At 73.4% G+C, this 24461-nt stretch carries 30 protein-coding genes and 1 pseudogene; 28 read left to right on the top strand and 3 right to left on the bottom strand.

All coding sequences use genetic code 11. The features are described from left to right. Positions 1–15 precede the first annotated feature (15 nt). The 11 genes from L1885_RS01145 (at position 16) to L1885_RS01095 (ending at position 7199) form a co-directional block, all read left to right on the top strand. A complete protein-coding gene (locus L1885_RS01145; RefSeq protein WP_235795008.1) occupies positions 16–639 on the top strand; it encodes a DUF8336 domain-containing protein in 624 nt (207 codons plus the stop codon). A 184-nt stretch (positions 640–823) separates the two neighbouring features. Beyond that, positions 824–1324, top strand: a complete 501-nt coding sequence (locus tag L1885_RS01140) for a hypothetical protein (RefSeq protein ID WP_235795007.1) — start codon at positions 824–826, stop codon at positions 1322–1324. Between the two features lie 72 nt (positions 1325–1396). After that, positions 1397–2131 carry a PP2C family protein-serine/threonine phosphatase gene (locus tag L1885_RS01135; protein ID WP_235795006.1) on the top strand — a complete coding sequence of 245 codons (735 nt, stop codon included), beginning with the start codon at positions 1397–1399 and terminating at the stop codon, positions 2129–2131. A gap of 68 nt (positions 2132–2199) precedes the next feature. Next, the gene (locus L1885_RS01130; RefSeq protein ID WP_235795005.1) at positions 2200–2430 is read left to right on the top strand and encodes a hypothetical protein; all 231 of its coding nucleotides are present in this window, start codon (positions 2200–2202) and stop codon (positions 2428–2430) included. A 3-nt stretch (positions 2431–2433) separates the two neighbouring features. Beyond that, the gene (locus L1885_RS01125; RefSeq protein ID WP_235795004.1) at positions 2434–2640 is read left to right on the top strand and encodes a hypothetical protein; all 207 of its coding nucleotides are present in this window, start codon (positions 2434–2436) and stop codon (positions 2638–2640) included. Between the two features lie 69 nt (positions 2641–2709). After that, the gene (locus L1885_RS01120) at positions 2710–2877 is read left to right on the top strand and encodes a hypothetical protein (RefSeq protein ID WP_235795003.1); all 168 of its coding nucleotides are present in this window, start codon (positions 2710–2712) and stop codon (positions 2875–2877) included. Between the two features lie 265 nt (positions 2878–3142). After that, the gene (locus L1885_RS01115; protein WP_235795002.1) at positions 3143–4399 is read left to right on the top strand and encodes a DUF6884 domain-containing protein; all 1257 of its coding nucleotides are present in this window, start codon (positions 3143–3145) and stop codon (positions 4397–4399) included. 35 nt (positions 4400–4434) lie between these two features. Continuing rightward, positions 4435–4935, top strand: coding sequence for a hypothetical protein (locus L1885_RS01110; protein ID WP_235795001.1), 501 nt, complete (start codon positions 4435–4437; stop codon positions 4933–4935). Between the two features lie 55 nt (positions 4936–4990). Next, positions 4991–5683 (top strand): nuclease-related domain-containing protein, encoded by a 693-nt coding sequence (locus L1885_RS01105; protein ID WP_308117263.1) that lies wholly within the window; start codon positions 4991–4993, stop codon positions 5681–5683. A 77-nt stretch (positions 5684–5760) separates the two neighbouring features. Next, entirely contained in the window at positions 5761–6195 is a 435-nt protein-coding gene (locus tag L1885_RS01100; RefSeq protein WP_235795000.1) for a hypothetical protein, read from the top strand. A gap of 134 nt (positions 6196–6329) precedes the next feature. Continuing rightward, positions 6330–7199: a ParB/RepB/Spo0J family partition protein gene (locus L1885_RS01095; protein ID WP_235794999.1), complete on the top strand. Its 870-nt coding sequence runs from the start codon at positions 6330–6332 to the stop codon at positions 7197–7199. Positions 7200–8008: 809 nt separating this feature from the next. On the opposite strand, the gene L1885_RS01090 is transcribed toward L1885_RS01095, so the two are convergent. Next, positions 8009–8365, bottom strand: coding sequence for a hypothetical protein (locus tag L1885_RS01090; RefSeq protein ID WP_235794998.1), 357 nt, complete (start codon positions 8363–8365; stop codon positions 8009–8011). A gap of 409 nt (positions 8366–8774) precedes the next feature. Here L1885_RS01090 and L1885_RS01085 point away from each other — a divergent pair, with 409 nt between their 5' ends. The 7 genes from L1885_RS01085 to L1885_RS01055 all read left to right on the top strand — a co-directional run bounded on the left by L1885_RS01085 (position 8775) and on the right by L1885_RS01055 (position 15222). Next, positions 8775–9386, top strand: a complete 612-nt coding sequence (locus L1885_RS01085) for a ParB/RepB/Spo0J family partition protein (protein WP_235794997.1) — start codon at positions 8775–8777, stop codon at positions 9384–9386. A 59-nt stretch (positions 9387–9445) separates the two neighbouring features. Next, on the top strand, positions 9446–10627 hold the full coding sequence (locus tag L1885_RS01080; RefSeq protein WP_235794996.1) for a DNA cytosine methyltransferase: 1182 nt from the start codon (positions 9446–9448) through the stop codon (positions 10625–10627). A 1-nt stretch (position 10628) separates the two neighbouring features. Continuing rightward, the gene (locus tag L1885_RS01075; RefSeq protein WP_235794994.1) at positions 10629–12041 is read left to right on the top strand and encodes an asparagine synthetase B family protein; all 1413 of its coding nucleotides are present in this window, start codon (positions 10629–10631) and stop codon (positions 12039–12041) included. Then, positions 12013–12813, top strand: coding sequence for a methyltransferase domain-containing protein (locus L1885_RS01070; protein ID WP_235794993.1), 801 nt, complete (start codon positions 12013–12015; stop codon positions 12811–12813). The genes L1885_RS01075 and L1885_RS01070 overlap by 29 nt, the downstream gene beginning before the upstream one ends. Before the next feature lie 86 nt (positions 12814–12899). Further along, positions 12900–13331, top strand: a complete 432-nt coding sequence (locus L1885_RS01065) for a hypothetical protein (protein ID WP_235794992.1) — start codon at positions 12900–12902, stop codon at positions 13329–13331. Next, on the top strand, positions 13328–14968 hold the full coding sequence (locus tag L1885_RS28755) for a hypothetical protein (protein WP_268983449.1): 1641 nt from the start codon (positions 13328–13330) through the stop codon (positions 14966–14968). Before L1885_RS01065 ends, L1885_RS28755 begins: the two co-directional genes overlap by 4 nt. 41 nt (positions 14969–15009) lie before the next feature. Beyond that, positions 15010–15222, top strand: coding sequence for a hypothetical protein (locus L1885_RS01055; protein WP_235794991.1), 213 nt, complete (start codon positions 15010–15012; stop codon positions 15220–15222). Position 15223: 1 nt separating this feature from the next. On the opposite strand, the gene L1885_RS01050 is transcribed toward L1885_RS01055, so the two are convergent. Continuing rightward, positions 15224–15517 carry a hypothetical protein gene (locus L1885_RS01050; protein WP_235794990.1) on the bottom strand — a complete coding sequence of 98 codons (294 nt, stop codon included), beginning with the start codon at positions 15515–15517 and terminating at the stop codon, positions 15224–15226. Between the two features lie 506 nt (positions 15518–16023). Here L1885_RS01050 and L1885_RS01045 point away from each other — a divergent pair. The 3 genes from L1885_RS01045 to L1885_RS01035 all read left to right on the top strand — a co-directional run bounded on the left by L1885_RS01045 (position 16024) and on the right by L1885_RS01035 (position 16973). Beyond that, positions 16024–16356, top strand: coding sequence for a hypothetical protein (locus L1885_RS01045; RefSeq protein ID WP_235794989.1), 333 nt, complete (start codon positions 16024–16026; stop codon positions 16354–16356). Then, complete coding sequence (locus L1885_RS01040) at positions 16353–16553, top strand: hypothetical protein (protein ID WP_235794988.1); 201 nt, start codon at positions 16353–16355, stop codon at positions 16551–16553. The genes L1885_RS01045 and L1885_RS01040 overlap by 4 nt, the downstream gene beginning before the upstream one ends. Positions 16554–16676: 123 nt before the next feature. Further along, positions 16677–16973, top strand: a complete 297-nt coding sequence (locus tag L1885_RS01035) for a hypothetical protein (protein WP_235794987.1) — start codon at positions 16677–16679, stop codon at positions 16971–16973. 52 nt (positions 16974–17025) lie between these two features. Here L1885_RS01035 and L1885_RS01030 read toward each other — a convergent pair whose 3' ends face one another. Continuing rightward, positions 17026–17280: a hypothetical protein gene (locus L1885_RS01030; protein WP_235794986.1), complete on the bottom strand. Its 255-nt coding sequence runs from the start codon at positions 17278–17280 to the stop codon at positions 17026–17028. A gap of 383 nt (positions 17281–17663) precedes the next feature. Between L1885_RS01030 and L1885_RS01025 the strand changes: the two genes are divergently transcribed. From L1885_RS01025 to L1885_RS00995, 7 genes and pseudogenes are all read left to right on the top strand, one after another. Further along, on the top strand, positions 17664–18002 hold the full coding sequence (locus L1885_RS01025; RefSeq protein WP_235794985.1) for a DUF1360 domain-containing protein: 339 nt from the start codon (positions 17664–17666) through the stop codon (positions 18000–18002). Then, positions 17999–19732: a hypothetical protein gene (locus L1885_RS01020; protein WP_235794984.1), complete on the top strand. Its 1734-nt coding sequence runs from the start codon at positions 17999–18001 to the stop codon at positions 19730–19732. Before L1885_RS01025 ends, L1885_RS01020 begins: the two co-directional genes overlap by 4 nt. Beyond that, on the top strand, positions 19729–19947 hold the full coding sequence (locus L1885_RS01015; protein WP_235794983.1) for a hypothetical protein: 219 nt from the start codon (positions 19729–19731) through the stop codon (positions 19945–19947). Before L1885_RS01020 ends, L1885_RS01015 begins: the two co-directional genes overlap by 4 nt. Then, positions 19940–20167 (top strand): hypothetical protein, encoded by a 228-nt coding sequence (locus L1885_RS01010; protein ID WP_235794982.1) that lies wholly within the window; start codon positions 19940–19942, stop codon positions 20165–20167. Before L1885_RS01015 ends, L1885_RS01010 begins: the two co-directional genes overlap by 8 nt. Further along, a complete protein-coding gene (locus L1885_RS01005; RefSeq protein ID WP_235794981.1) occupies positions 20160–23510 on the top strand; it encodes a phage minor head protein in 3351 nt (1116 codons plus the stop codon). The genes L1885_RS01010 and L1885_RS01005 overlap by 8 nt, the downstream gene beginning before the upstream one ends. A 33-nt stretch (positions 23511–23543) precedes the next feature. Beyond that, positions 23544–23954, top strand: coding sequence for a hypothetical protein (locus tag L1885_RS01000; RefSeq protein WP_235794980.1), 411 nt, complete (start codon positions 23544–23546; stop codon positions 23952–23954). A gap of 159 nt (positions 23955–24113) precedes the next feature. Next, positions 24114–24461, top strand: a pseudogene (locus L1885_RS00995) (major capsid protein); the annotation flags it as partial.

The following is a 24461-nucleotide window of genomic DNA, read 5'->3' as shown; positions in this document are numbered from 1 at the left end:
GTGAGACGAGACGAAATGAGCAGCACGCTGCGCGCCACCGGCCTCACGCCGACCGCCCTGGACCAACTCCGCACCCGCGCGCGCCGGGAGGTCGGCCCCTTCGTGGACCCCCGGGTACAGGCCGCGTTCCGGGTCCACAGTGCGGAGTGGGCCACGGAGATCCTGGGCTGCCCGTACGTCGGCCCGCGCGCTCTCACCTGGCCGGACCTCTACCTCCTCCACCTGGCCGTCCAGGCTGAGCCCTCGCCGCCCCCACCGCCGTGCGCCACGGCCGCCCGCGCGGCCCGGGAGCTGGAGGAGCGGGCCGCGCTGCGCGCCGGCGCGGAAGACGCCGCCCGGCAGGAGGCGGAGTGGCGGGAGCTGGTCGACGCGCTCCGCCGGGCCGGCGTGCGCGTCGAGGTCCGGCACAACTACACGTCCGCGCGACACCTGGAGTTCTACACGCAGGGCGCGGACCACGTGGTCCTCCTCGACCCGCTCCGCGTCGGCCGGCTCCGCCGGGACGCCGGGACGGCCCTCTGCCACACCCCGAGCAACGCCCCGAACCTGGCCTACCTGGAGGCCACGCGGGATGGCCGCCTTCCGTCCTGCCGTACGTGCCTGGCGCGGTTGCGCTCCGCCGCCCTCCGTCTGCCCTGAACGCCAGGGACGCCCGGCCCTCCACGCCACGCCGCAAGCGTACCGACTGGGCAAGTTGACTTTGCAAAGTCACCATGCGAGTATCGAGGTGTCAGGGGGCCACAGGCCCAGCGACAGAGGGGTACCTGACGCCCCGCCAGCCGGGCGCCCCACGCACCCGGCCCCACCCCCAGCAGGAGGAATCGTGTTCACTGAAACCGTCGTCCACGCCGGAGGGACCACCGAGGGCACCGCCTCCGAGGCGCACGCCTTCCACCTCATCCGCCGCGCACTCACCCGCGGGTACACCGTGACCCCCACGGAGAACGGTGGCGCGGTCATCACCTGGACCGTCCACCTCCTGGGCGCCGGTGGCCACAGGCGCCAGCCGCGCTCCATCACCCTGACCCCGCACACCCCGGCCGGGCCGCTCACGGACCAGGTCCGCGCGGACCTCCACACCGTGCACGCGGCCACCGGCGCCCTCCCCGCCCGCGAGGACGGACGCCCGATCATCCGCGCCGGCCTCTGCCGCATCGGCCCCGCGGCCACCTCCCGCCTCTACGCCCACCGTCTGGTCCTGGAGCAGGGCGGCCGGGTCCGCCTCACCCTCATGGCCCACCTCGCCCTCCTGGCCGCCCAGCACGCCACCCCGGACGTCGTGGCCGCCACCTTCCGACCGGAGCTCACGGCGCACTCCGCCTGACCCACCCCGCCGGGGCCGCCCCACCCGGGCGGCCCCCTCACAACCCCCACGCAGTGAGCGAAGGAGCTCCCGATGTCCATGCGTAACTGGTCCACCGCCCGGCACGTCGGGGGACGCCCCCGCCAGTGCGACGCCACCGCCGTCCGCGTCACCCCCAACGGCACCCGCGCGTACGCCCTCCTGGACGGCGTGGGCACCTCCCGCGAGGTCGCCCGCTGGACGGCCGGCGCCGCGCACCGCGTGGCCGCCCTGGCCGCCCGCCACCAGGACGCCGAGGCCGGCCTCCGCGCCGCGTACGACCACTACACCGGCCGCCCCTACCCCGCGGACCCGTTCCAGGACCTCCCGTACGCCGCGGCAGTCGTCGCCGTCACCGCCCCCGGCCGCCCCCTCACCGTCGCGTGGTGCGGCGACGCCCGCGCCTACCTCTGGGCGGGCGGGACGTGCAGGCAGCTGACCGCGGACCACAACCGGCGCCGCGTCTATCCGCCCTACGGCCGCGCCAACCACCTCACCAGCGCCCTCGGATCCAACGAGACGGACGCGGAGGTCCGCGCCACGCACGGCCACGCCGCGGTGGAGAGCGTCACCCGCCACCTGGACCGCTTCGGCCGGCTTCTCCTCGCGAGCGATGGCGCGTACGACCCGGTGGAGGACCACTCCTCCATCCCGCTGGTGGACTACCTTCCCGGCGACCTGGAGGACGTCGCGGAGACCTTCGTGGAGGCGGCCGTGGAGCTCAGCGGCGAGTACGCGGACAACGCGTCCGTACTCATCGCGGACCTTCACCGCGGCGCCCACTACTGACCACCCATCACCCCCCTCGGGGCGGCGGAACCGCCGCCGCCCCGGCCTCACCGAAGGAGCCCAGCAGCATGGCCCGTCTCAAGGTCAACAGCACAAGTGACCAGCACGCCGTCCGTGAGGGGGACGCGATCCTCGTGGACCACAACCTCCACGCCACCCTGGTCCGCGCCGTGTCGCCCGGAGCCGGTGACGACGAGACCGGCGAGTGGTTCCACGGCCAGGTGGAAGTCCGCTTCTCCTGGGGCGCCGTGGAGACCATCGACGACGTCCGCGCCGGCCTCCTCGTGGACGAGGGCTGACCCATGACGTACGCGATCGGCACCCGGGTGCGCACCCTCGTGGGCGCCCCCGCCGCCTGGTCTGGAGCGCTCGCCGTACCGGCCGGCTCCGAGGGCACCATCACGGGCCTCGCGCCGGGCGGAGGTGGCGGGTACGGCGTCGTTCTGGACTGCGACCCGGACCAGCTCCCTACCAGCTACGCACCGGCGGAGATCACCGCCGCCACGTAGAGCTCCACTCCTCCGCCCCTGGGTCACGGGGCGCCAACATGTCACCAGCCACAAGGAAGGGCAGATGCAATGAGCCACGGATACCGCCCGGGGGACGGCGTCGACCTCCACGAACCCCCCGAGCACTGCGGCACCCCGATGACCCTCTATCGCGGCTCCCGCAGCGCCTTTGAACTCGTCTGCGGTCACTGCAACGCCGAGATCCGCACGGACGAAGACGGCGTCGTCATCCGCTGAGGACCCGAAGGCAGCCAGGGGCGGAGGACATCCCGCATGGGACGTGTCCTCCGCCCCTGACCTGTGGGGACACGCTCCCCGCCCGCCCGTGTCCGCCTGATGTCCTCGCCGTGTCCTCAGCCGTAGGGGCGGTGTCCCCGGCCGTGTCCCCCCTCTGTCCCCGCGCCGCGCCTAGCAATCACGCTATGCAATTTGACTTTGCAAAGTCAGATTGCCAATATGGGGATGCAGGGTGGCGCGGAGCCTCCCGGGAACGGAGCGCATCATGTGGGACAGAGTGCCGGGGATCGTGGCCGGGCCGGGCGTCGTCGTGCCTGGCGTGCACGTGGAGTACCTGCCGCAGCACCAGCCCGGCCCCCGCGTCCGCCACCCCCGCGGCGGCGTCATCGTTTCCGTGGGCCCGAAGTGCGTCCGCTGGCGTCCCTATGCGTGGGACCGCGACGTCCGCACCCCGCTGGACCACATGCGCGTGGACGCCTCCTCCCACCTCGACAACCGCGCCGCCGTCCGGGCGGAGATCGCCGCAAGGCGAGCCGGGAACCCGCTCCCCTACGCGGAGTGGACGGCATGGTCCCTTACCCGCCACCTGGAGCACGCCGCCGCCGAGGCCGCCAACCAGGCCGCGGATGAGGCCCGCCTCACGTGGGACGAGCTGCCAGACGTGATCTCCGGGCCGGGCATCGTCGTCCCCGGGCTGCGCGTCCAGTGCCTCCCCGAGCACCGCCCCGGCCCCCGCGTCCACCACGCGCACGGCGGCGTGGTCATCTCCGTGGGCCCGAAGTGCGTGCGCTGGCGCCCGTACGGCGCGGACCGTGACGTACGCACCCCCCTGGACAACATGTCCGTGGACGCCGACGCACACGCCAACTACGGCTCGTGGATCCGCGCGATGCGCGCCTCCGTAAAGGCCGGCCGCGGCCTCCCCGCCTTCCCGGCCTGGACCCGCTGGACCCTGGCCGCCCACCTGGAGCACGCCGCCCGCCGCCCCGCCCGCCTGGCCCGCCTCTTCCCCGTCGCCCTGGAGGTCGCCACCCGACGCGCCCTCACCGTCCGCCCGTCCGCCACCCGTCTCCCGCTCCCCACCTCGACCGCGGGCCGCGTGATCGTCATCCCGTGCGGCGCCGCGAAGCTGAGCCGGCCCGCCCCCGCTGGGGAGCTCTACACCGGCAGCTTCCACCGGGCATGCCGCCGGGCCGCGGACGCCCTGGCCCGCCCCGGAGGCACGGTCCTCGTGCTCTCCGCACTCCACGGCCTGGTCCCCCTGGACCGCGTCCTGGCGCCCTACGAGCTCCGCATGGGCGAGGCCGGCTCCGTCACCGGCGAACAACTCCGCGCGCAGGCCCGCGCCCTCGGACTCGGCCACGCGCGGGAGGTGATCGTCCTCGCCGGCGCCGCCTACACCGCCGCCGCCCGCCAGGCATGGCCCCACGCCACGGCACCTCTGGAGGGCGCGCCCGGCATGGGCTACCAGCTCCAGCGCCTCAAGGCCCTCCGCGAGGGCCGCTACGCCCTGGCCGCCTGAACAACCCGAACATCCCGAACAACACGGAGGACCCGATGTCCATCACCGTCACCGCCGCCCGCCCCGCCCGCCCGCTCGTGGAGCTGGTGTTCACCGTCACCGGCGCCCCAGACGAGGAGGAGGGCCCCGTCACCGGTGTACGTCTCCTCTACCGCGGCCAGGACCTCCAGGAGGTGTCCGTCCTCGTGTCGGAGGAGGAGGTCCCGTACCGCGCGGACTACACGCTCCCTTGGCCGGTCTGGCTCCACCCGGTGGTGGACGCCCACCGGCCGCGCACCCCGCAGGAGGAGCGCCACCGCGTGGCGGACACCCTGGCCCGCGCCTACGACGGGCGCCCCCTGGCCACGCTCCGCGAGGAACACGCCGCGCTTCACCTGGAGGCGGCGGACGCCCTCCTGGACCCCACGCCCGCCCCGGCCGCCGCCCGCCCGTGCTCGTGCCTCCCGCACCAGGTCTACGCGTGCGGCCACTGCCGACACCAGGACTGCCAGAACCCCGACTGCGGTCACTGCCCCTGCAAGTGCCCGTGCCACTGACCGCCCCCACGGCCCGGGCCACCCACGGCCCGGGCCCCGCCAGAGAGCAGGAGCCGTGACCTTAACCGCCGTCCTCCTCGTGGCCGCCGCCGTCTGGTGGTGGCGCCACCACCGCCCGACCACCGGCGCCGGAGCATCCGCCGCCGCCCGCGCCCGCGCCCTACGCACCCCCCTGGTCCGCCTCGCGAACGCCCTCAACATCCCCACCCGCGCCGGCGCCCTCGCGAGCCGCTACGAGGAGGGCGCCCGCGGGGAACGCCGCACCGCCCGCCGGCTCGAACCCCTCCACGCCGAGGGGTGGCACATCTTCCACGACCTGGCCCTACCCGGACGCCGGGAGAACGTGGACCACCTCCTCATCTCCCCGGCCGGCGGTGTGTTCCTCCCCGACACCAAGAGCTGGAGCAGCAGATACCCCGTCACCGTCCGCCTCGGCCACCTCTTCCACGGCGACCGGGACGTCACGGGCCGGCTCACCGGCCTCCAGAACGAGGCCGCCACCGTCGCCCGCCTCCTCGGCGTGCCCGTCACGCCTCTGGTCGTCATGGACGGCGCCGCCCTCCACGGCCCCCACGGCCGGCGCGCAACCGAGCTGGAGCTCTACGGCCTCCGCATCATCCCCGCGCCCCGCCTTACCGCGTACCTCCGCGCCCGCGCCCGCATCCCCGGGCAGCGGCGCCCCGCCGACCTGGTCGCCGCCGTAGAACGGGTCCTCCCCGCCTACACCGTCCACCACCGCAACCCCTGAACCGGTCGACAACTCAGAGCCCCGTACGGGCCGCCCGCTCGTTAACCGGGCACACGCACGCATCGAAGGAGCACCGCATGGGAGCCATCCTGAAACCCAGCACCACCATGACCCCCTGGTGGGACGTCGAGGTTCGCCGCGAGTCCGCCTATCTGGCCGCCTCCGTCTACGTGCCCGCCACCCTCAGCCGCGAGCGGACGACCACCGCGGAGGAACGCGCCGGCGCCTGGTGCGCCATCGGGGCGTGGGACACCCTCGCCCCGGGCCCCCGCTCCGCGCTCCTCGCCGCTCTGGATCAGGTCCTCACGCACCCGCGGTACAGGGAGTGGAGGGCAGCCGGCGGGGCGCCGCTCCCGGACAGCATCACCGCCACGCTCACCGACGACCGGGTACTCATCCACGCCCCGCTCATCCGCTACGACGATGAGCTGGACGGTGGCCACTTCGCGCACGCCGAGCTCGGCTACGAGTACACCGCACCTCTCCGCGCGGCCGTGGCCGCCCTCACCTGACCCGGCCTCACCCGCCAGGGCCCGCACCCGAGCACACCCCGGGGCGGGCCCTTCCGCACGCCCAGACCTGATCATGACGGGCGCCTATCCTCCTCCGGCCTCACGCACCCCGGCCGACCAGGAGAGACCCCCAGATGACCACCACGCCCGGCGCCGTCTTCCAGCGCCTGGAGACCCACCCCCTGGGCGACCTCACCGGCTACCCCGGCAACGCCCGCCGCGGCGACGTCGGCATGATCCTGGAGTCCCTGACCGCGAACGGCCAGTTCCGGCCGCTGGTGGTGCGCGAGCTGGAGGACGGGAAGCTGATCGTCCTCGCCGGGAACCACACCCTCCAGGCCATGGCCGCCCACGGCCCCGGCCCGTGCGGCCTCATCACCCGCCACGGTGAAGAGGAGCGCCCGTGCGCCCTCTGCCACGGCCAGGACTGGAAGCCGGCCGCCCAGTGCGCCATCTACCAGTGCGACGACGCCACCGCCCGCCGCATCGTCCTCGCCGATAACCGCACCTCGGACGCCGGCTCCTACGACGACGCCGCCCTCGCCGCGCTCCTGGACGACATGGACGGAGACCTCGCCGGCACCGGCTACACGGACACCGACCTCACGGACCTCCTGGAGTACCTGGCCGAGGCCGAGACCGACGAACCCGAGCCCTACGACACCCCGGAGCCCACGCCCGCCCCCGAGCCCTCCAGCGGCAGCCAGGCGCCCTCCCCGACCGCCGCGTCACCTACTGGAGGCCCGGCCACCTCGAGCGTCCCCGCGACCAGCGGCACACCCGCGCCGGCGGCACGCGGCTCCGTGGTCCTCACCGTCGCGGACGGGGACGAGGCCTCCCGCCTCATCACGGCCGCCCGCGACGTCCTCCCCGACCTACCGGCGGGGGAGATCGTGCTCCGCGCGCTCCGCGCCCTCGTCGCCGTCATCGACTCCCGGCACACAGCGGATAGCGTGGTCACCGTCGCTGCGCTCCTCAAGGCCGCTGGCTTGGACGTCTCATGACGGCACCCACATCCCGCGCTTCCGCAAACGCCAGGCCGGCCGAACGTTCCGCCAGTGGCATTCCGACGAGAACAAACGCCGCGCAACTACTCGTCTGGGGTGGTCCGCCCGTCCGCTAGCCGGATGGGGTTCTCTCGGAGGGGGAGCCGGGGCCTAAGTCGCCACCGGGGGAGGAGGCCGGTATTCAGGTGCGCACTGGCCTCCTCCCCGAAGAGCGCGACCGACCAGTGGAAGGCGCGGACCTCATCAGCCAGCGTGTAGTAGACGGGCAGACGCTCCGCTTCCGCTACGTCCGCTGTTCGGTGGACGGTGTGCGCGGTAAAGATGATGTTGCTTGCCCACTGTCTCGCCTGATCTGCAATGGAGGCGATTGGCGGAGGCCCGTCCAGCGCCACGATGGCAGCGCGCTTTGCGATCGAACCTTGCAGCTCACCGAGCCTCTGGAGAGCCTCACTGGTACTGCCAGTAAGAGGTGGCGGTGGGGGATGGAAAGACCACGGCCGACCGTCAACAGCATGCATCCATAGGTGGAGCTCATCGTTGAACGCCCAGCAAGCGGACAAGAATTGGGCGTACGAATCGCGCTGAGACGCCCGTCGTACGGAATCCACCGCACCTCGTCCCTGGACGCGTCCCGCACCGTATGCGGTCACGGCGGCGAAGAGAGATGCGGGGACGGCCACCAAGGCGGCGGAGATCGCGGGGTCCATGAACAGAATCCTGGCCCGCCGCCCCCGGCCCGCGTGGCTGAACTGCTCAATCCGGTCCGACCCCTGGCGAGGCGCGCCGTGTATCCAGCCGCCGCACCTCTATTCACCCGGGGCAGTCCTCCCGTCGGACAACCGGATCGGGCGACCTCGACGGGCAAGTCGCGTCCTAAGCCGCCAGCGGGGAAGGCGGCCCGTATTCAGGTACGCGCTGGCCTCCTCCGCGAAGGTCGTCACCGCTTTGTCGTAGAAGACCGCGTGCTCGAACGGCGCCCCGGTCATTCGTTCAGGGGCGAGCACGTACAGCACGGCTTCCGCCGCGATACTCGACGCCTGCTCCCATAGATCGTGTGCGAGCCGTGCGATGTGCGGAGGGCCGTCCAGCCGCACCACCGCTGCGCATTCACCGATACGTTCCGCCAGGGTCTCAAGTAGCTCCGCCGCTTGCTGGGCGGTCATCAGATTCGGGAGCGGAGGGTTGGCAGGTGCGTTGAGTCGCCAGCTCCCGAGGCGGGCCGCGATGGGGCTGCCCTGGGAACTGAACGTGTAGCAGGCAGCCAGGAGTTTTCCGTAAGACTCCCGCTGTGACGCCCGACGCACGGAGTCCACGGCCCCGCGTCCCTGCACCCGGCCCGCTCCAAATGCGGCCGCTGCGGTGACCAGGACAGCGGGGGAACCTACGAGTGCTGCGGTGATCGTTGAGTCCATGAACAGAATCCTGACCGGCCGCGGTGGCGCGCGAGGCTGAACCGCTCATTCCGCCCCGGCGCCGGGCACGCCGACGGGCGCTCCCCTGACCGTCTGAAAGTGATCATGAGGGGCGCCTATCCTCCTGGGCCGCCGACCCCACGCGACCAGGAGCAACGCCATGCCGCCCTCCACCCACGTCCGTACCGACACGGTCCCCCTGGACCAGCTCCAGCCGTTCCCCGGCAACGCCCGCCGCGGGGACGTGGAGCTCATCCTCTCCAGCCTCAAGCGAAACGGGCAGTATCGCGGCCTGGTGGCCCGTCACGTCCAGCCGGACGGGCCGCTGGTCGTCCTGGCCGGTAACCACACGCTCCAGGCCCTCCAGCTCCACGGCGCTGGCGCGTGCGACTACCGCGCCACCCACCAGGGTGAGGAACGGCCCTGTGGCGTCTGCCAGGGCGAGGACTGGACGCCGGCCGCACGCGTGGAGGTGATCGTCTGCGACGACGACACCGCCCGCCGGATCAACCTCGTCGACAACCGGGCGAACGATGTGGGCGACTACGACCGGGACGCCCTGGCGGAGCTCCTGTCCTACCTGGACGACGACGGGTTCGAGGGCACCGGCTACACGGAGGCCGAGGTCCGCCAGATCGCGCACGCCGTCCCGCCCCTGGAGGAGGGGGAGGAGGAGTTCCCCCAGTTCGGGGAGGACATCCCCACGGAGTACCAGTGTCCGAAGTGCTCCTACACGTGGAGCGGGAAGCCGGCCCCGGGGGCGGGGGAGTGATGCGGCGGCCGTCCGCGGCGACACCGGCCGCGGCGAAGCCTCCGTACCGGGTCCCGTCCATGGAGGAGATCCGGGCACTCCCGTGGAACGGCTTCACTGCCGCCTCCACGTTCAGCGGCTGCGGCGGCTCCTCCCTCGGCTACCGCATGGCCAGCTTCCGCGTCCGCTGGGCCTCGGAGTTCATCCCGGCAGCGCAGGACACCTACCGCGCAAACGCCGCGGCGTACACCGTGCTGGACACCCGGGACATCCGCGAGGTGACCGGCGCGGACATCTGCGCCGCCACCGGCCTGGCCGTGGGGGAGCTGGACCTCTACGACGGGTCCCCGCCATGCGCCGCGTTCTCCACCATGGGCAAGCGGGAGGCCGGCTGGGGCACCGTCAAGGCGTACTCCGACACCCACCAGCGCGTGGACGACCTGTTCTTCGAGTACGCCCGCGTCCTGAGCGAGCTCCAGCCGCGGACCTTCGTCGCCGAGAACGTGAGCGGCCTCGTCAAGGGCACGGCCAAGGGGATGTTCCTGGAGATCCTGTCCGCACTCAAGGCCCCCGGCTACCGCGTGGCCGCGCGGCTCCTGGACGCCTCCCGCCTCGGCGTCCCGCAGTCCCGGCAGCGCCTCATCTTCATGGGCGTGCGCGAGGACCTGAACATGGAGCCCGCCTTCCCGGCGCCGCTCCCGTACCAGTACACCGTCCGTGACGCGCTCCCCGCCGTCCCCCGCCTCGTGCACGACACGTCCGGGGCGCGCGGCCAGGGCGACGTCACGGACAGGCCGAGCCCCGCGATCACCGTTGGCGTGGGCGGCATGAACTCCCGTCACTTCCAGGTCCACGACCCGGCGCCAGCCGGGGAGGTCACGCACGACCCGGAGACCGGGAAGGACATCACCATCAGCCGGTACGCGATCGGGGAGGCCTGGCGTGACACCCCGCCCGGCGGCTCCTCGGAGCGGTTCTTCAGCCTCAAGCGCCTCTCCCCGGACCGGCCGGCCCAGACGATCAGCGCGGAGGGCGGCCACGTCACGAAGGCCGGCGTGACCCACTACGCCGAGGCCCGGAAACTCACCCTCCAGGAGCTCCGCGCCATCGGCGGGTTCCCCCCGGACTTCGAGCTCACCGGGACGTATGAGCAGCGGTGGGAGCGCATCGGCCGCGCGGTCCCGCCGGTGATGATGAGCCACATCGCCGCGACCGTGCGGGACCAGGTCCTCATCCCGCTTCGCGAACGCGGGGTGATCTGAGGTGTGCGGCATCATCGCGGCCGCCGGCGCCCTGGACCTCACCGCGGCCGTGGCCGCCCTCGACCACCGCGGCCCGGACGCCGCCGCCACGGTTCAGGAGGGCGGGGTGACGCTCGGCCACACCCGCCTCGCGATCCAGGACCCGACCGCCCGCGCGGACCAGCCGTATCGCGACGGCCCCGTGTGCCTGGTCTACAACGGGGAGCTGTTCAACCAGAACGACATCACGGACCGCGTGGAGGACGCAGCCCCCGGCCGCACCTGGGCGACCAGCGGGGATACGGAGGTCGTGGCCGCCGCGCTGAACGTCCTCGGCCCCGAGACGGCGCTCCCGCTCCTGGACGGAATGTACGGCCTCGCCTGGACCGACGCCCGGCGCCCGGGCATCCTCCACGTGGCGCGCGACCGCCACGGCGAGGTCCCCCTCCACGTCCACCAGGCCGCCCCGCTCCTCGTCGCCTCCGAGCTCAAAGCGTTCCGGGCGCTCGGCCGGCGCTGCGGCCCGGCCGTGGTCGACGTACCGGCCGGGCAGTGGTGGGAACTCTCCACCGCCGGGAGCATCCGCCGGCACCTCCACCACCAGCTCACCGCCGCCCCGAACCCCACCCTCACCCGGGACACCGCCGCCCGCGAGCTCCGGGGCGCCCTGGCGCGCGGCGTGTTCCGGCGCCTGGTGGCCGACGTCCCCGTGTGCGCGCTCCTCTCCGGCGGCCTCGACTCCGCCGCCATCGTCGCCGAGCTCGTCCGCCACCGGCCCGGCCTCACCTGCTACACCGCCCGCCTAGACCCCCGCTCCCGAGACCTACGGTGCGCCCGTGAGGCCGCCGAGACCCTGGGCGTGACGCTCGTGGAGGTGGACGTGGCGCCGCCCACCGCGGACGACCTCACCCACGCCCTGGCGGTCATCGAGCAGCCGCGTAAGGCACAGGTGGAGATCACCTGGCCGTGCCTCGCCCTCGCCGCCCGCATGCACGCGGACGGCTTCAAGGTCACCTACAGCGGAGAGGGCTCGGACGAGCTCTGGGCCTCCTACGGCTACGCCTACCGGGGCCTCGCGGAGGCCGGCTGGTACGGCTACCGCCGCCACCTGGTGGCCGCGCAGGCCGTACGGAACTTCCCCCGCGTCAACAAAGCCTTCATGGCCCACAGCGTGGAGGCCCGCCTCCCGTTCCTGGACCCCGAGCTGGTCACCCTCGCCCTCTCCATGCCCCGGCACGTCGTCCGAGACGCCGACACCCCCGCCGGCCGCAAAGCCGTCCTCAGCGCGGCCTACGCCGACCGGCTCCCCGCCTCCATCACCCGCCGCCCGAAGGTCGGCTTCCAGGACGGCTTGGGCCTCAAGCCACTCATCTCCCGCACCCTCCCCGACCCTGCGAGGTACTACCGTGCCGAACACCACCGCCTCTACGGCTGACACCACCACCCCCGCCTCCGGCGCCGTACGGGAGGAGGACGGCCCGGACATCGCGGAGCGCTTCCCCCGCGGCGGATGGCAGTTCACCCCCGAGGTCACCGCCGTCTTCCCCGAGCACGTCCGCGCCTCCGTCCCGTTCTACGACGCGATCCAGGACCTGGTGGCCGAGGCCGCGGACTGGCTCCTCCCGGATGACGGCCTGGTGGTCGACCTCGGCGCCTCCACCGGCACCACCGTCCACCGCATCGCCACCCGCCACCCGGAGCGCACCCTCCACGCGGTCCTCATCGACAGCGAAATCACGATGCTCACCCGCGCCGAGGAACTACTCTCCGGCGCCTCCAACCTCAGCGCGCTCTACGACGTCAGCGACGTCCGCGAGCCCGCCGTGAAGTACGCCCGGGCGGACCTCACCCTGGCCCTCTTCACCCTCCAGTTCCTCCCCGTCCGCGACCGGGTCAAGGCCCTGGCGAACGCCCGCGCCGGCGCCGCCGCCACCGGCGCGCTCATCGTCGCGGAGAAGGTACGGCCCCCGGACTCCCGCTGGGCGGAGATCGCCGGAGACGCCTCCCACGACTGGAAGGAGCAGCACGGCATCCCCGACTCCGCGATCCGCGCGAAGGCCCGCGCCCTCCGCGGTGTCCTCCAGCCCTACCCGGAAGCCACCCTCCTCCAGGCCGTCCAGGAGGCCGGCTGGTGCTGCCCGGAAGTCCTCTTCCGCTGGCACTCCTGGTGCGTCCTCGGCGCGTTCGCCACCCCCACCGGCATGTAACCCCCCGCCCCGCCCGCACCCCCGCCCACGGAACGGCCGGGGCGCGGGCATCCCTGGAACCCACAAGACCCTGGAAAGGGGGCCTCATGGGCGCATCGAAGGCGCAGCGCGCCGCCGCGGCGAAGAAACGAGCGCAGGCCACGGCGCTCCGCATCGCCGGGGTGGACTGGGCGACGATCGCTGACCGCGTCGGCTACGCCTCACCCGGCGCCGCGTGCACCGCGGTGAGCGAGGCCCTGAAAGCGAACCTCCGGGAGCAGCACGAGAACGTGGAGGAGCTGCGCGCCCTCACGGTGGCCCGCTACGACCGGCTACAGGCCGCGTTCTGGCCGGACGCGATCCAGAAGAAGGACAAGAAGGCAGCGGACGTGATCCTCCGGTGTCTGGCCGGCCGGGCGGACGTGGAGGGCACGAAGGCCCCGACCAGGGTCAACCTGGAGGCGCAGCGCCTCGGCGAAGAGATCCTTGCCATGTTCGACGGCAGCGACGCTGACGGCGGGGCGGAGGGGGGTCCGTGAGGTCCCGCGCCGAGCTGGAGCGGGAGGTCCGCGCGCTGGTGGCGACCGGCGACATCACGGCCCTGAGGGAGGTCCGGGACGTCGTCCGCCGGGCCCGCTCCCGCCAGAACTCCCGCCGGGTCCTGCGCTACATGTACGACCCGGTCGGCTGGGCCCGGGACTGCCTCGCGTGGGAGCCGGGCGAGGGCCTGACGGCCTACCAGGACGATTGCCTGGCCGCGATCCCCGCGCACCGCCGCGTCGCCGCACGGGGCCCTCACGGCCTCGGGAAGACCGGCATGGCCGCGATCGCCGTGCTCTGGTTTGCCACCACCCGGGAGGCCGCCGGGATCGACTGGAAGGTGATCATGACGGCCTCCGCGTGGAGACACCTCTCCGTCTACCTGGTCCCGGAGCTGAGGAAGTGGGCGAAGCGCATCCGGTGGGACCAGGTGGGCCGGGAGCCGTTCTCCGAGCGGACGGAGCTCCTGGCGCTGAACCTCAAGCTGGAGAACGGCGCCGCCACGCCCGTGGCATCCCATAAGCCGGAGCTCATCGAGGGCGCCCACGCTGACTCCCTGCTCTACCTCATCGACGAGGCCAAGATCGTCCCGGACGGCACCTGGGACGCCATCGAGGGCGCGTTCTCCGGCGGCCACACGGACGGACCCCCGGGAGAGCTCCCGGAGGCCTTCGCGTTCGCGATCTCCACGCCCGGCCCGCCCGCCGGCCGGTTCTACGACATCCACTCCCGCAAACCCGGGCTGGAGGACTGGTGGGTCCGCCACGTCACCCTCGCGGAGGCGATCGCGGCCGGCCGGATCTCCCCGGAGTGGGCGCAGCAGCGCGCCCGCCAGTGGGGCCGGGACTCCGCGATGTACGCCAACCGCGTGGAGGGCGAGTTCCACGCGTCGGACGAGGACTCCGTGATCCCCCTCGCGTGGGTGGAGGCGGCCGTGGAGCGGTGGCACGTGTGGGACCTGGCCGGCCGCCCGCCGCTGGAGGGCCGGCGCTTCACCGGCGTGGACGTCGCCCGCGCGGGCGGAGACTCCACGATCCTCGCGCACCGCTGGGGCGTCACCATCACGGGCCTGGAGGCCCACGACAAGGAAGACACCATGCGCACCGTGGCGCGCGTCCAGGCGGCCACTGGAGAGGCCGGGGAGATCATGCCGGTGGTCGATTCCATCGGCGTGGGCGGCGGCGTCGTGGACCGCCTCCGCGAGCTGGAGGCCCCCGTCCTCGCGTACACCGGCGCCGCGAAGACGACCGCCCGCACCCGTGACGGGGAGTGGGGGTTCGTCAACACGCGCTCCGCCGCCTACTGGCGCATGCGGGAGCTCCTGGACCCCGCGTACGAGCCGGAGGTGATGCTCCCCCCGGACACTGAGCTCCTGGCCGATCTCACCGCCCCGATGTGGGACACCACCACCGGCGTCCCGCCGAAGATCCGGGTGGAGCCGAAGGAGGACCTGGTGAAGCGGCTGGGCCGGTCCCCGGACCGCGGAGACGCGGTGGTCATGGCGTTCGCCGCGGAGTGGCTGAAAGCGTCCGCCGTGCACTCCCCGGCCCGCCGCGGTCAGCCCGGTGGCCAGGGCGGCCGGGCGGCGTCTCGGTACGGGCGCGCCATCGGCGGCGGGAGCTCCCGCACGCGGTGACCGGACGTGCGGAGCCCCCTGGCGTGATGCACGCTGCAGTGATGTCGGACGCGCCGATCGTCGTGCACCGGCCGTCGCCCAGCGGCGGCCGGCGCGTCACCATCCGCGACCGCATCATCGGCCTCGCCCACAGCGATCACGATTTGATCGTGTTCCTCGAAGGAGCCGGCCTCCTCGACCCGGACACCCTCCTCGATGACCCGACGTGGGTGGAGTGGCGCGGGGGCCGCCCCCACGAATGGGAAGCGGCCTGACCTACCGGAGCGCATCCCGGATGCTGGCGGCCGGCGTGGTCGCCGCCAGGCGCTCCACCTCACTGCGCCACTTCCGGGCCCGGTCGCTCAGGAGGCACGTGTCCACGAGCCGGGTGCCGACCCGGCGCCGTGCCTCCATGTCCAGGCCCTCAGCCTCCAGCGCCGTACTCAGCGCCTCCAGCACGATGCGGGTGCGGTGGACGGTGGCGGCCTCCTCCACGTCGTGGAGCGCGGCGTAGTGGGCCTGCGGGTTGTTCTCCATGAACGTCCGGAGGAGGGATTCAGTCAGCGACATGCGGCCAGGCTCCCACGCCTCAGCCGACGTCAACGGACCGGAAAGCGGAGGTCCCCCGATTGCCGCGGGGGACCTCCAGGCCGTCCGGGCCAAGCAGACACCTCGAAGAGGATCAGCACGGCAAACGGTATCGGCCACCCGGGAGGCGCACGCAACACCCGTACACACGCCCCCCGTTACGCCTCCATGCGCTCTCCAACCCCGTCCCCGGACCCGGCTACGCTGGGCGGCGCCTGGCTGGGCGTACCTGCGGCCGCGATCGGGATACGGGAAGAACGGCACCCACCCCCCGACTCAACCTCTCCCGGGGGTTGCGGCGCTCGACGGTGCAGGGGTCAGCCACCGGCGGATGAGGTCCGACAGGCGATCGGGTAGCCAAAATGCCGACCGGCCGAAAGCGCCACCACTCCGGCCCCCACCTCCCCTAGACGCACGGGGTGGGGGCCGGCTCACGTCCGCGGGTGCTCTACCCTTCCCGGTCCGGAGACCAGGAGCGAGAGGGCGCCATGAGCGGCGGGAGCCACAACTACATCCACGAGCACGCCGGGAGCCTGGCGGAGCTCGCCGCCCGGCCGGACACCCTGGCCGACGTCGCCACCCGCCTCCAGGAGCTCGGCCTCCGCCAGGCCGCCAGCGACACCCTGGAACTCGTGCGGGACCTCGCCCGGTGGCAGACGTGGACGGAGCAGCGCGCCGGCCGCCTGGCGCCCGTGTGGCGCGCCCTGGACCGCCACGACTCCGGCGACACCGACGCGGACGCCGTCCGTACGGCCGGACACGCCTACGCCACCAGCGCGCGGCGCGCCCTCGAGGAGGCCGCCGCCGGAGGAGCGGCGTGAGCCGGGAGCCGGAGTACGCGCCAGGTGGCCTCACGCCGGCGGGCTCCACCATGGCGGAGCTCTCCGCGCGCGTGGTGTTCGTGCCGCTCGGCTACGGCCCGGCCGTCGCCGCCCGCGCCGCGCGCCTCGCGTGGGTCGCCGCGCTCGGCCGCGGAGAGCTCCCGGCGGGCGAGCCGTTCAGCGGCCCGGACTTCTGACCTGGTGCGCCGGCACCCCTGTCCCGGCTGGGTGTCCGTATCGGCTCATTCCCCGAAAAGGCCTCCAGGCGCGGCGCCGGCCTGCGAGCATCAGCCTTCCGGAGAGCACCCGAGGAGTGACCCATGACGAGCGCGTACACCGAGTTGACGAAAGAGGCGAGTGAGCGAGGCGGGCCCGCCGCCTTCCGCGAGTTCTACAGGAGCCAGGGTCGCGCGGAGGCCGCGGCCCTCGGGAAGCCCTACGCGCCTAAGGCACTCGGCGAGGTCGCCGGCCTGGCCGTGATGATCCTGGCCTACCACGCGATCCCGGCCGTGGCCGGTGACGTGGCGCCGCGTGCCGTCAAGGCCGTTCGCGCCCGCTTCGCCCGCCCGCGCACCACCGCCCGGCCCGGGGGCCCGCAGGACACGGACGAGAGCTGAAACGCAACGCCCGCCCTCGCACACGTGCGGGGGCGGGCGTTCGTGTGCCTGCTCAGCTCCCGGCGCGCCGTGCCTTCGCGGCCGCCTTCGCGGACATCTCCACCTCGAAGCGGTTTCGCCCTTCCCCGGCGGCGACGTACTCCCTTACGGCCTCCTGGAAGGCGTGGCCAGCCTCTCGCCACGGCGCCCACGCCTCCGGGCTGTACGGGCCCGCCACGGCCCTCTCGTGGGCCTCCAGGGACCTCACCGCCAGGTCCACGAGCTTCGCGTACTCCTGGTCCGCCTCTTCGCCAGTCTGTTCGGTCACGGGGCAAGGGTAAGCACCCGCCCTACCAGCGGGCCGCTGGCGAGGCCGGGAGCCTTCGTCGCGTTCCGCGTCGCTGTGAACGGGGCCCCGCGGCGGATGTGCACGCCAGCCGCGGGGCCCGGGTGGCGGGGCGGCGTCGGCCAGTGGGGCGCGTACCCCCACGCCGTCCGGACACTGCATCGGCATAACCGCCGGGGCCCCGTGCGCGGCACCCTACCCCTTTCCCTGGGGAATTCCGCACCAGAATTGATCAGAATTACTACGCACTAAACCCCATCATGATCTAAAACCCTGCCCTGACCTGGAGGTTTACCCGCCGACCATTCCGCCGCGTGGGCCTATGATGCTCCGCCGACCGTCGGTGGATCATGCAAGGGGCGGAAATGATCGGAATTCCCGTGCTGCTCGTTCTGGCACTTGCCGGATACCGGGCCACGCAACTGGCCGTGTGGGACTCCATCCTGGACCCCGCCCGGGACAAGGTCATCGACTGGCAGACGCGCCGCCCGGAGTCCACCCTCCGCGCGGCGATCGTCACCCTGATCACCTGCGTCTACTGCACCGGCTGGTGGCTCTCTGGCGCCGTCCTCGGCACCTACCTCCTGACCACCGGCACATGGGACCGGGCGCCGCTCCTCATCCACGGCCTGGAGTGGTTCGCCGTGGCCGGAGGCGCGGTCCTCCTCAACCGCTGGGACGACTCCCGCAAGGGCCAGTCGTGAAGCCGGGCACCCGCCGCGTCATCACCGCCGCCGCCTCCCGGTACACCTCCCGCAAGATCAAAGGCCAGACGAAGGCGCCGGACACCGGCTGGCAGGACCGCGCCTGGGGGTTCTACGACACCACCCCGGAGGTCCGCTTCGCCGCCCAGTGGGTGTCCGGCGGCATGAGCCGCGCCACCCTCTATGCCGGCCGCCGCGCCGATGACGGCGTGACCATCGAGCCGGTACCGGACGGCCACCCGGCCGCGGAGATCGTCTCCCAGATCGCCGGCGGCCCCGAGGGCCAAGCACAGATGCTCGGCGCGTTCGGCCCGCACCTGGTCGTGGCCGGCGAGGGGTGGATCGTCATCCGCCCCCGGGACGACGGCACGCATGAGTGGCACGTCCTCTCCACGCAGGAGCTCCGCACGCAGGGGCAGAAGATGATCGCGGAGATTGACGGGGACCTGGTGGAGATCCCTCCCGCGGACCCGGAGAGCAGCGTCCAGGACGACAGCGCGCCGATCGCCCTGCGCGTGTGGAAGCCGCACCCCCGCCGGTTCCTGGAGGCAGACTCCCCGCTCCGCGCGTCCCTCGGCCTCCTGGAGGAGCTGCACCTCCTCAACGCCGCCGTCTCCGCAATCGCCCGCTCCCGCCTGACCGGCCGGGGCGTCCTCCTCGTTCCGCAGGGGACCCGGTTCCCTTCCACGCCCGTCCAGGGCAACGCGGAAGACGACCTCATCGAGGTGTTCATGGAGGTGGCGGAGACCGCGTACCGGGAGCCGGAGTCCGCCGCCGCCACGGTCCCGATCATCCTGGAAGTGCCCGCCGAGGCGATCGGGGAAATCAAGCGCCTGACCTTCGAGTCCCCGTTTGACGAGCTCGCCCTCAAGCTGAGGGACGAGGCAATCCGCCGCTTCGCGACCGGCCTGGACGTCCCCGCGGAGGTCATGCTCGGCCTCGGCGACTCGAACCACTGGTCCGCGTGGGCGCTCCAAGACGAGGCGGTCACCCTCGGCGTGGAGCCGCCCCTCGACACGGTTGCGCACGCCCTGACCACCACCTACCTCCGCCCGCTCCTCCAGGCCGACAAAGTGCAGGACGCGGACCGCTGCCTGGTCGTGGTCGACACCTCCAACCTCCGCGTACGGGCGAACCGATCCGCCACCGCCCTGGAGCTCTACAACGCGGGCGCGATCTCCGCCGCCGCCGTCCGCCGTGAGACCGGCTTCGACGAGGCCGACGCCCCCACCGCCGAAAAGGAGGCCGCCCGCCGCCGCCCCGAGACGCCCGAGGACGACCCAGACGCGGGCCAGGAGGAGACGAACCTCCCCGTGGACGAGGACCAGGGCATCCCCGACACGCTCCCGGCGTCCGCCGCTCCCGGCCTCCCCGCCGCCGTCCTGGAGGCCGTCGACGGACTGATCTGGACCGCGCTCACCCTCGCCGGAGACAAGCTCCGCAAGACGCCCGCCTGCCCGCGCTCCGAGCGCGCCCGCGCGCGGGAGATCGAGCCGGCCCGCCTCCACACCGTCATCCGCGTGGAACACGGCCAGGTCGAACAATGGGGCCTCCTGGAGGGCGCCTGGCCGCGCCTCGGGGAAGTCGCCGGCCGCCTCGGCCTGGACGCAGAGTGCCTGACCGCGTCACTGGACACGTACTGCCGCGAGCTCATCCCCGCCGGGATCACGCACAGCTTCGACCAGACCTCCGGCGCGCTACGCACCTCATGCCTGGCGGTCGCCGCATGAGCCGGCGTCAGGGCACGCCCCAGCCGGCGGACCTCGTCCTCACCGTCACCCCCGGCACCTCCGCCCCGGAGTGGTGTCCGGCGTGCAAGGCGTACACGCGCCTGGCCGGGGACCTCCTCCTCCTGGAGCCGGGCGGCGTGACCACGGTCGGCCGCTACGCCTGGTGCCAGGTCTGCGATGACCCCCGCTTCCCGAAGGAGAACCCCCGTGTCTGACCCGGAGGACTGGGCGTCCCGCTGCCCGGACCACCTTGACGAGCTCTCCCTCTGCCCGGCCTGCGGTGGCCTCCTCACCACCAGCCTGAACCGCCTCTCCGGTGTGACGGACGTCCGCCTGGACGGGCCCGGCGGGCTCCGCTACCGCGGGGAGGCGGTCGTCTACGTCGGCCCGGTAGCCCAGCCGTGCACCCGCCAGGAGGTGGCCGGCCGTGGCTGACTCGGAGACAGCTCTCCAGGGCGAGGAGGAGGCGGTGGGCCGCCTGGTGCGCACCGTCCTGGACGAGGTCGCGGAGGCCTTCGCGGACGCCGTGGCTGACGCGGAGGAGCTGGTGGCCGCACGGTTCTCCGTCGGCTCCATCGCCCGCATGTGGACCTCCCGCGTGCCGCGCCTCGTGCGCCGGCTCCTGGGCGTCGCGGAGACCGCCGCGCACGATGCCGCGGACTCTGTGGGCGGAGAGCTGGACGACACCTGGACCGACCTCCCCGGCCGCCACGACAACGGCCAGGAGCTCCCCGGGGACCTCGGCCAATACGTGACGACCACGGAACACCTCCTCGCGGCCGTGGGGGACCGCCTGGCCGACGTCGCGCGCCAGGAGCTCGCCGCGGGCCTGGACGCCGGAGAGGGCCTGGACGAGCTCCGCGCCCGGCTCCTGGCCCGCTTCGCCGCGGACGGCGCGCAACTCGGCCGCGTCAGGGAGGAGCGCACCGCGGCCACGGAGGCCTCCCGCGCCTGGAACACCGCGACCCTGGAGGCCGCGCGGGCCCTCACCGGCCCGGACCGGCCGCTGGTGAAGCAGTGGCGCACCCGCGGAGACACCCGCGTCCGCCACACCCACGATGCCGTGGACGGGCAACTCCAGCTCTTGGACGACCCGTTCAACGTGGGCGGCGTCGACATGATGCAGCCCGGCGACCCCACGGCCCCGGCCTCCCTCGTCGTGAATTGCCGGTGCCGGCTCGTCCTGGCCCGCGCGGAGGACCGCTCCTCCGCCGCCTTCGATCCGTTGCCGCAGGAGCGCCCGGGCGTCTTCGCTTCTCAGGACGACCCCGGGGACCAACCTACGAATCGGCGGGGCGTGACCGCCGCCGGGGACGGGAGCCACCTCATGGGCGGCATGATCGCTCTCCTGCCCACCGAGGAGGACGCCGCGCGCCTCGCCATCGAGGGCGGAGAGGACGCCGCCGAGCTCCACCTCACCCTCTACTTCCTGGGCGACCAGGGCGCCGACTGGAGCGAGGACCAGCGCCAGGAGCTCGCGGCCGCCGTCCGCTCCCGCCTGGCGGACCTCGGCGGCCCGCTCACCGCCCGGGCGTTCGGCGCGAACCACTGGAACGCCGGATCCGACTCCCCGTCATGGGTGTGGGCCGTAGGCGACGACCGCGACGCCCCGGACGACGCGCCCCGCCTCACCGCCCTCCACACCCTGACGACGGACGCCCTGGAGAACACCCACCACCGGCCGGAGCTCCCCGTCCAACACTCCCCGTGGGTCCCGCACGTGTGCGCGGCGTACAGCGAGGACCCGGCCCTCCTGGCGGCCCTGGAGGACCGCCTCGGCCCCATCACCTTCGACCGCGTCCGCCTGGCCTTCGCGGGCGATCACCTGGATATCCCCCTGGCTCCCGAGGAGGACGCCATGCCCGAAGAGACCACCGCGGCCGGAATGCCCACACGCACCTGGACCACCCCCGGAGACACGGCCCTGGCGTTCGAGAACCAGGAGACCGGAGACGGGCGCCTCTTCGCCGCCGGCGCCCTGGAGTGGGCCGGCGGACCGTGGCCGCTCCAGTACGCGGACGAAATGCTCCGCGGCCACGAGGGCGCCGAGCTCGCCGGCGCCATCGGCTCCGTCAACCGGGACGGCGACCGTATCGCCGGGTCCGGCGTCCTCTACCTCGGCCAACGAGCCGGCGCCGAAGCGGCGATGCTCCTGGACGAGGAGGCGCCGCTCGGGGTGTCCGTCGACCTGGACGACGTGGACTGTGAGTTCGTGGACCGCACCCTCACCGAGGGGGAAGACGGCGGTTTCGCGCTCCTGGCGTCCCTGCCCTCCATGTCCGTGCTCCACCTGGATGACGGCGGTTGGGCGATCACCGCGCAGCCAGCGGCGGAGTGGACGGCGTCCGGCCCGGTCCTGGCCCGGCAGCGGCACACCGTCCAGCTCATGACCGGCCCCGGCGGCCAGGTCAACGCGGGCGCCCTGGTCGCCGCGTTCCGCGGTACCGGACTCCTCCCCGACGCGATCACCGCGGCGGCCGGTGACCCGGACGACACGGACACCGGCGTGGTCGTCCACGCCGAGAGCTCCGGGGAGTTCCTGTTCCGCATCACCCGCGCCCGGCTCCGCGGCGCCACCCTGGTGGCCGTCCCCGCGTTCGCCGGCGCCCGGATCGTCCTGGACCCGGCGGAGGGCGAGGACGCCGCCGCGTCCGCCCGCCCGGAGGAGGTGACGGCGGCCGGTGACTCCCGGCGCCGCATCGTCCAGTACGTCCGCTCCTGCCCGGCCGCGGTCGGCCCGGCGGAAGTCGCCCGCGCGGTAGGCCTCGCCGTGTCCACGGTCCGCAAGCACCTCAACGCGGCCGCGAAGGACGGAGAGCTGGTCCGGCTCCGCCCCGGGTTCTACGTCGGCGCGTCCGCCATGCCGGAGGGACGCCCGCCGGAGACCACCGTGGGCGCGTCCGCCGGCGTGACCCTTCACCCCGTCTCGGACGAGGTGCTGGGGGAGCTCACCGCGTCCGCGTGGTCAGCGATGCAGGACGCGGACCCCATGCCCGCGGCCTGGTTCCGGGAGCCCACGGTGGAGGAGCTACCGCCGGGCGCGCAGGGCGTGAACTACGCCAACGGCCGGATCTTCGGGTGGGTCGCGCAGGCCGGGGAGCCACACGCCGGCTACCCCGGCCGGCAGCTCACCATCGAGTCCCTGGGCGCCCTGGACATGACGCACTTCCTCCGCGCCCGCTTCCAACTCGATGACGGCAGCCTGGTCAAGGCCGGCGCGTTCACCATGAACGTCCCCCACTCCCGCGACGGCGCGGAGTGCGACAGCGCGGTGTGCCAGTTCGATGACTCCCGCACCGTGGCGGGCGTCGTCACCGTGGGCCTCAACGACCGCGGACTCTGGTTCTCCGGGGCCGCCGCGCCGTGGCTGAGCCAGTGGGACCGGACCGTGTTCCAGGCCTGCCAGCCCAGCTACCACATGCGCCAGGCCCCGTCCGGCACATGGCAGCTCCGCGCCGTGCTCTCCGTCCCCGTGCCCGGGCACTCCAGTCCGCTCCTGGCCGCCGCGGTGGAGCGCTCGAACATCGCCCTGGCCGCCTCCGCCGCCGGGCACGGCGGGGACCTCGAGGTCCTGGCGCAGCCAGAGGAGGCGCCCGCCGCAGGGGCCCGGGAGCTGGAGGCCCTGACCGCGTCCGCCCTCGCCCGACCGGAGCTCCTGGACGGCCTCCTGGACGCCCTGACCCGCCGCCAGAGCGAACGCGACGAGGAGCGCCGGGCGGAGGTGGCCCGGCTCGCCGCCGCGTTCACCACCACGCCCCCGGCGCCCGCCGCTTTCTGACCCCACCCGTTCTCCCGGAAGGAGCCGGCCCTCATGCCGTGCAGCTGCCAGAACAAGCACCAGACTTTCGAGGTCGTCGCGAACGCCGGGGCGGCCAAGCGCCCGGCGTTCACGTCCTCCAGCCAGGGGACCGCGGAAGCCGTGGCCGACCGGTACGCCTCCAGCGTCGTCCGCGACAAGAAGACCGGCGAGGCCGTCTACTTCGCCTGGCCGAAGGGGACGTATGAGGTGGTTCTCCACGCGGGTGCCGGCCCCGTCGTGAAGGCGGCCACCACGGTGCGCACCCCCGCGGACCGCTCCTCCCTCCAGTCGGCCGCGAAGGCCCACGCGCACGAGGGCGCCGTGGTCCGCGCCACGGGTGGCGGCGCGGTGGTCTACCCGCTCACGGCCGCGCTCACCGCCGCAGGCTCCGCCCTCACCGCCGCCGCCCCGGCCGCAAGCTGACCGTAGAGGCCCGCACACGGGCGGGGAGGGCCACGCGTCCACTCCCCGCCCGCGCGGCCGTGAGACCCGCTTTACGCCGCTGGTGAGTGGCTATGCTGTGTCCCTACGCCGCTGGTTTTGGGCCGGGCTCTGGAACGTGAACACTCCGGAGTACCCCCCATGGAGTTCGAGCTCCCGCAGGACCTGAACCAGCTCTCCGACGCCGGTTACCTCACCGCCCTCACGGACGAGAACCTGGCGGACGCCCTCACCCTCTCCGCGCAGGCCTTCGCGACGCTCTCCGCGCGGGACCAGATCGATGATGACGGTCTCGCGTCCATGCGGGCCCTGGCCGGCGGCTCCGAGGCGATCCGGGCGGAGCAGACCGCACGGCGCACGGCCGCGGAGGCCGCCGCCGCGGAGATCGACGCCATGGCCGCGCGCGTCCGCGGTGAGGACCCCAACGCGCCCGCGGCGGGCGTGGAGACCGCCGCCGCCGGTGACGCCTCGGCGGAGGGCCAGGAGCCG

This window comes from Streptomyces fuscigenes (genome assembly GCF_021556455.1).
GTDB lineage: Bacteria > Actinomycetota > Actinomycetes > Streptomycetales > Streptomycetaceae > Streptomyces > Streptomyces fuscigenes.
This window is presented reverse-complemented; position numbering and strand designations above follow the sequence as displayed.

What these genes read in the sequence shown, in the direction of transcription:
- L1885_RS01080 (WP_235794996.1), top strand. Translation starts at nt 9,446, where the DNA reads ATGGAGGAGATCCGGGCACTCCCGTGGAACGGCTTCACTGCCGCCTCC.
- L1885_RS01095 (WP_235794999.1), top strand. Translation starts at nt 6,330, where the DNA reads ATGACCACCACGCCCGGCGCCGTCTTCCAGCGCCTGGAGACCCACCCC.
- L1885_RS01085 (WP_235794997.1), top strand. Translation starts at nt 8,775, where the DNA reads ATGCCGCCCTCCACCCACGTCCGTACCGACACGGTCCCCCTGGACCAG.
- L1885_RS01120 (WP_235795003.1), top strand. Translation starts at nt 2,710, where the DNA reads ATGAGCCACGGATACCGCCCGGGGGACGGCGTCGACCTCCACGAACCC.
- L1885_RS01110 (WP_235795001.1), top strand. Translation starts at nt 4,435, where the DNA reads ATGTCCATCACCGTCACCGCCGCCCGCCCCGCCCGCCCGCTCGTGGAG.
- L1885_RS01055 (WP_235794991.1), top strand. Translation starts at nt 15,010, where the DNA reads ATGTCGGACGCGCCGATCGTCGTGCACCGGCCGTCGCCCAGCGGCGGC.
- L1885_RS01025 (WP_235794985.1), top strand. Translation starts at nt 17,664, where the DNA reads ATGATCGGAATTCCCGTGCTGCTCGTTCTGGCACTTGCCGGATACCGG.
- L1885_RS01115 (WP_235795002.1), top strand. Translation starts at nt 3,143, where the DNA reads ATGTGGGACAGAGTGCCGGGGATCGTGGCCGGGCCGGGCGTCGTCGTG.
- L1885_RS01100 (WP_235795000.1), top strand. Translation starts at nt 5,761, where the DNA reads ATGGGAGCCATCCTGAAACCCAGCACCACCATGACCCCCTGGTGGGAC.
- L1885_RS01135 (WP_235795006.1), top strand. Translation starts at nt 1,397, where the DNA reads ATGTCCATGCGTAACTGGTCCACCGCCCGGCACGTCGGGGGACGCCCC.
- L1885_RS01065 (WP_235794992.1), top strand. Translation starts at nt 12,900, where the DNA reads ATGGGCGCATCGAAGGCGCAGCGCGCCGCCGCGGCGAAGAAACGAGCG.
- L1885_RS01015 (WP_235794983.1), top strand. Translation starts at nt 19,729, where the DNA reads ATGAGCCGGCGTCAGGGCACGCCCCAGCCGGCGGACCTCGTCCTCACC.
- L1885_RS01130 (WP_235795005.1), top strand. Translation starts at nt 2,200, where the DNA reads ATGGCCCGTCTCAAGGTCAACAGCACAAGTGACCAGCACGCCGTCCGT.
- L1885_RS01090 (WP_235794998.1), bottom strand. Translation starts at nt 8,365, where the DNA reads ATGACCGCCCAGCAAGCGGCGGAGCTACTTGAGACCCTGGCGGAACGT.
- L1885_RS01145 (WP_235795008.1), top strand. Translation starts at nt 16, where the DNA reads ATGAGCAGCACGCTGCGCGCCACCGGCCTCACGCCGACCGCCCTGGAC.
- L1885_RS01125 (WP_235795004.1), top strand. Translation starts at nt 2,434, where the DNA reads ATGACGTACGCGATCGGCACCCGGGTGCGCACCCTCGTGGGCGCCCCC.
- L1885_RS01000 (WP_235794980.1), top strand. Translation starts at nt 23,544, where the DNA reads ATGCCGTGCAGCTGCCAGAACAAGCACCAGACTTTCGAGGTCGTCGCG.
- L1885_RS01045 (WP_235794989.1), top strand. Translation starts at nt 16,024, where the DNA reads ATGAGCGGCGGGAGCCACAACTACATCCACGAGCACGCCGGGAGCCTG.
- L1885_RS01050 (WP_235794990.1), bottom strand. Translation starts at nt 15,517, where the DNA reads ATGTCGCTGACTGAATCCCTCCTCCGGACGTTCATGGAGAACAACCCG.
- L1885_RS01035 (WP_235794987.1), top strand. Translation starts at nt 16,677, where the DNA reads ATGACGAGCGCGTACACCGAGTTGACGAAAGAGGCGAGTGAGCGAGGC.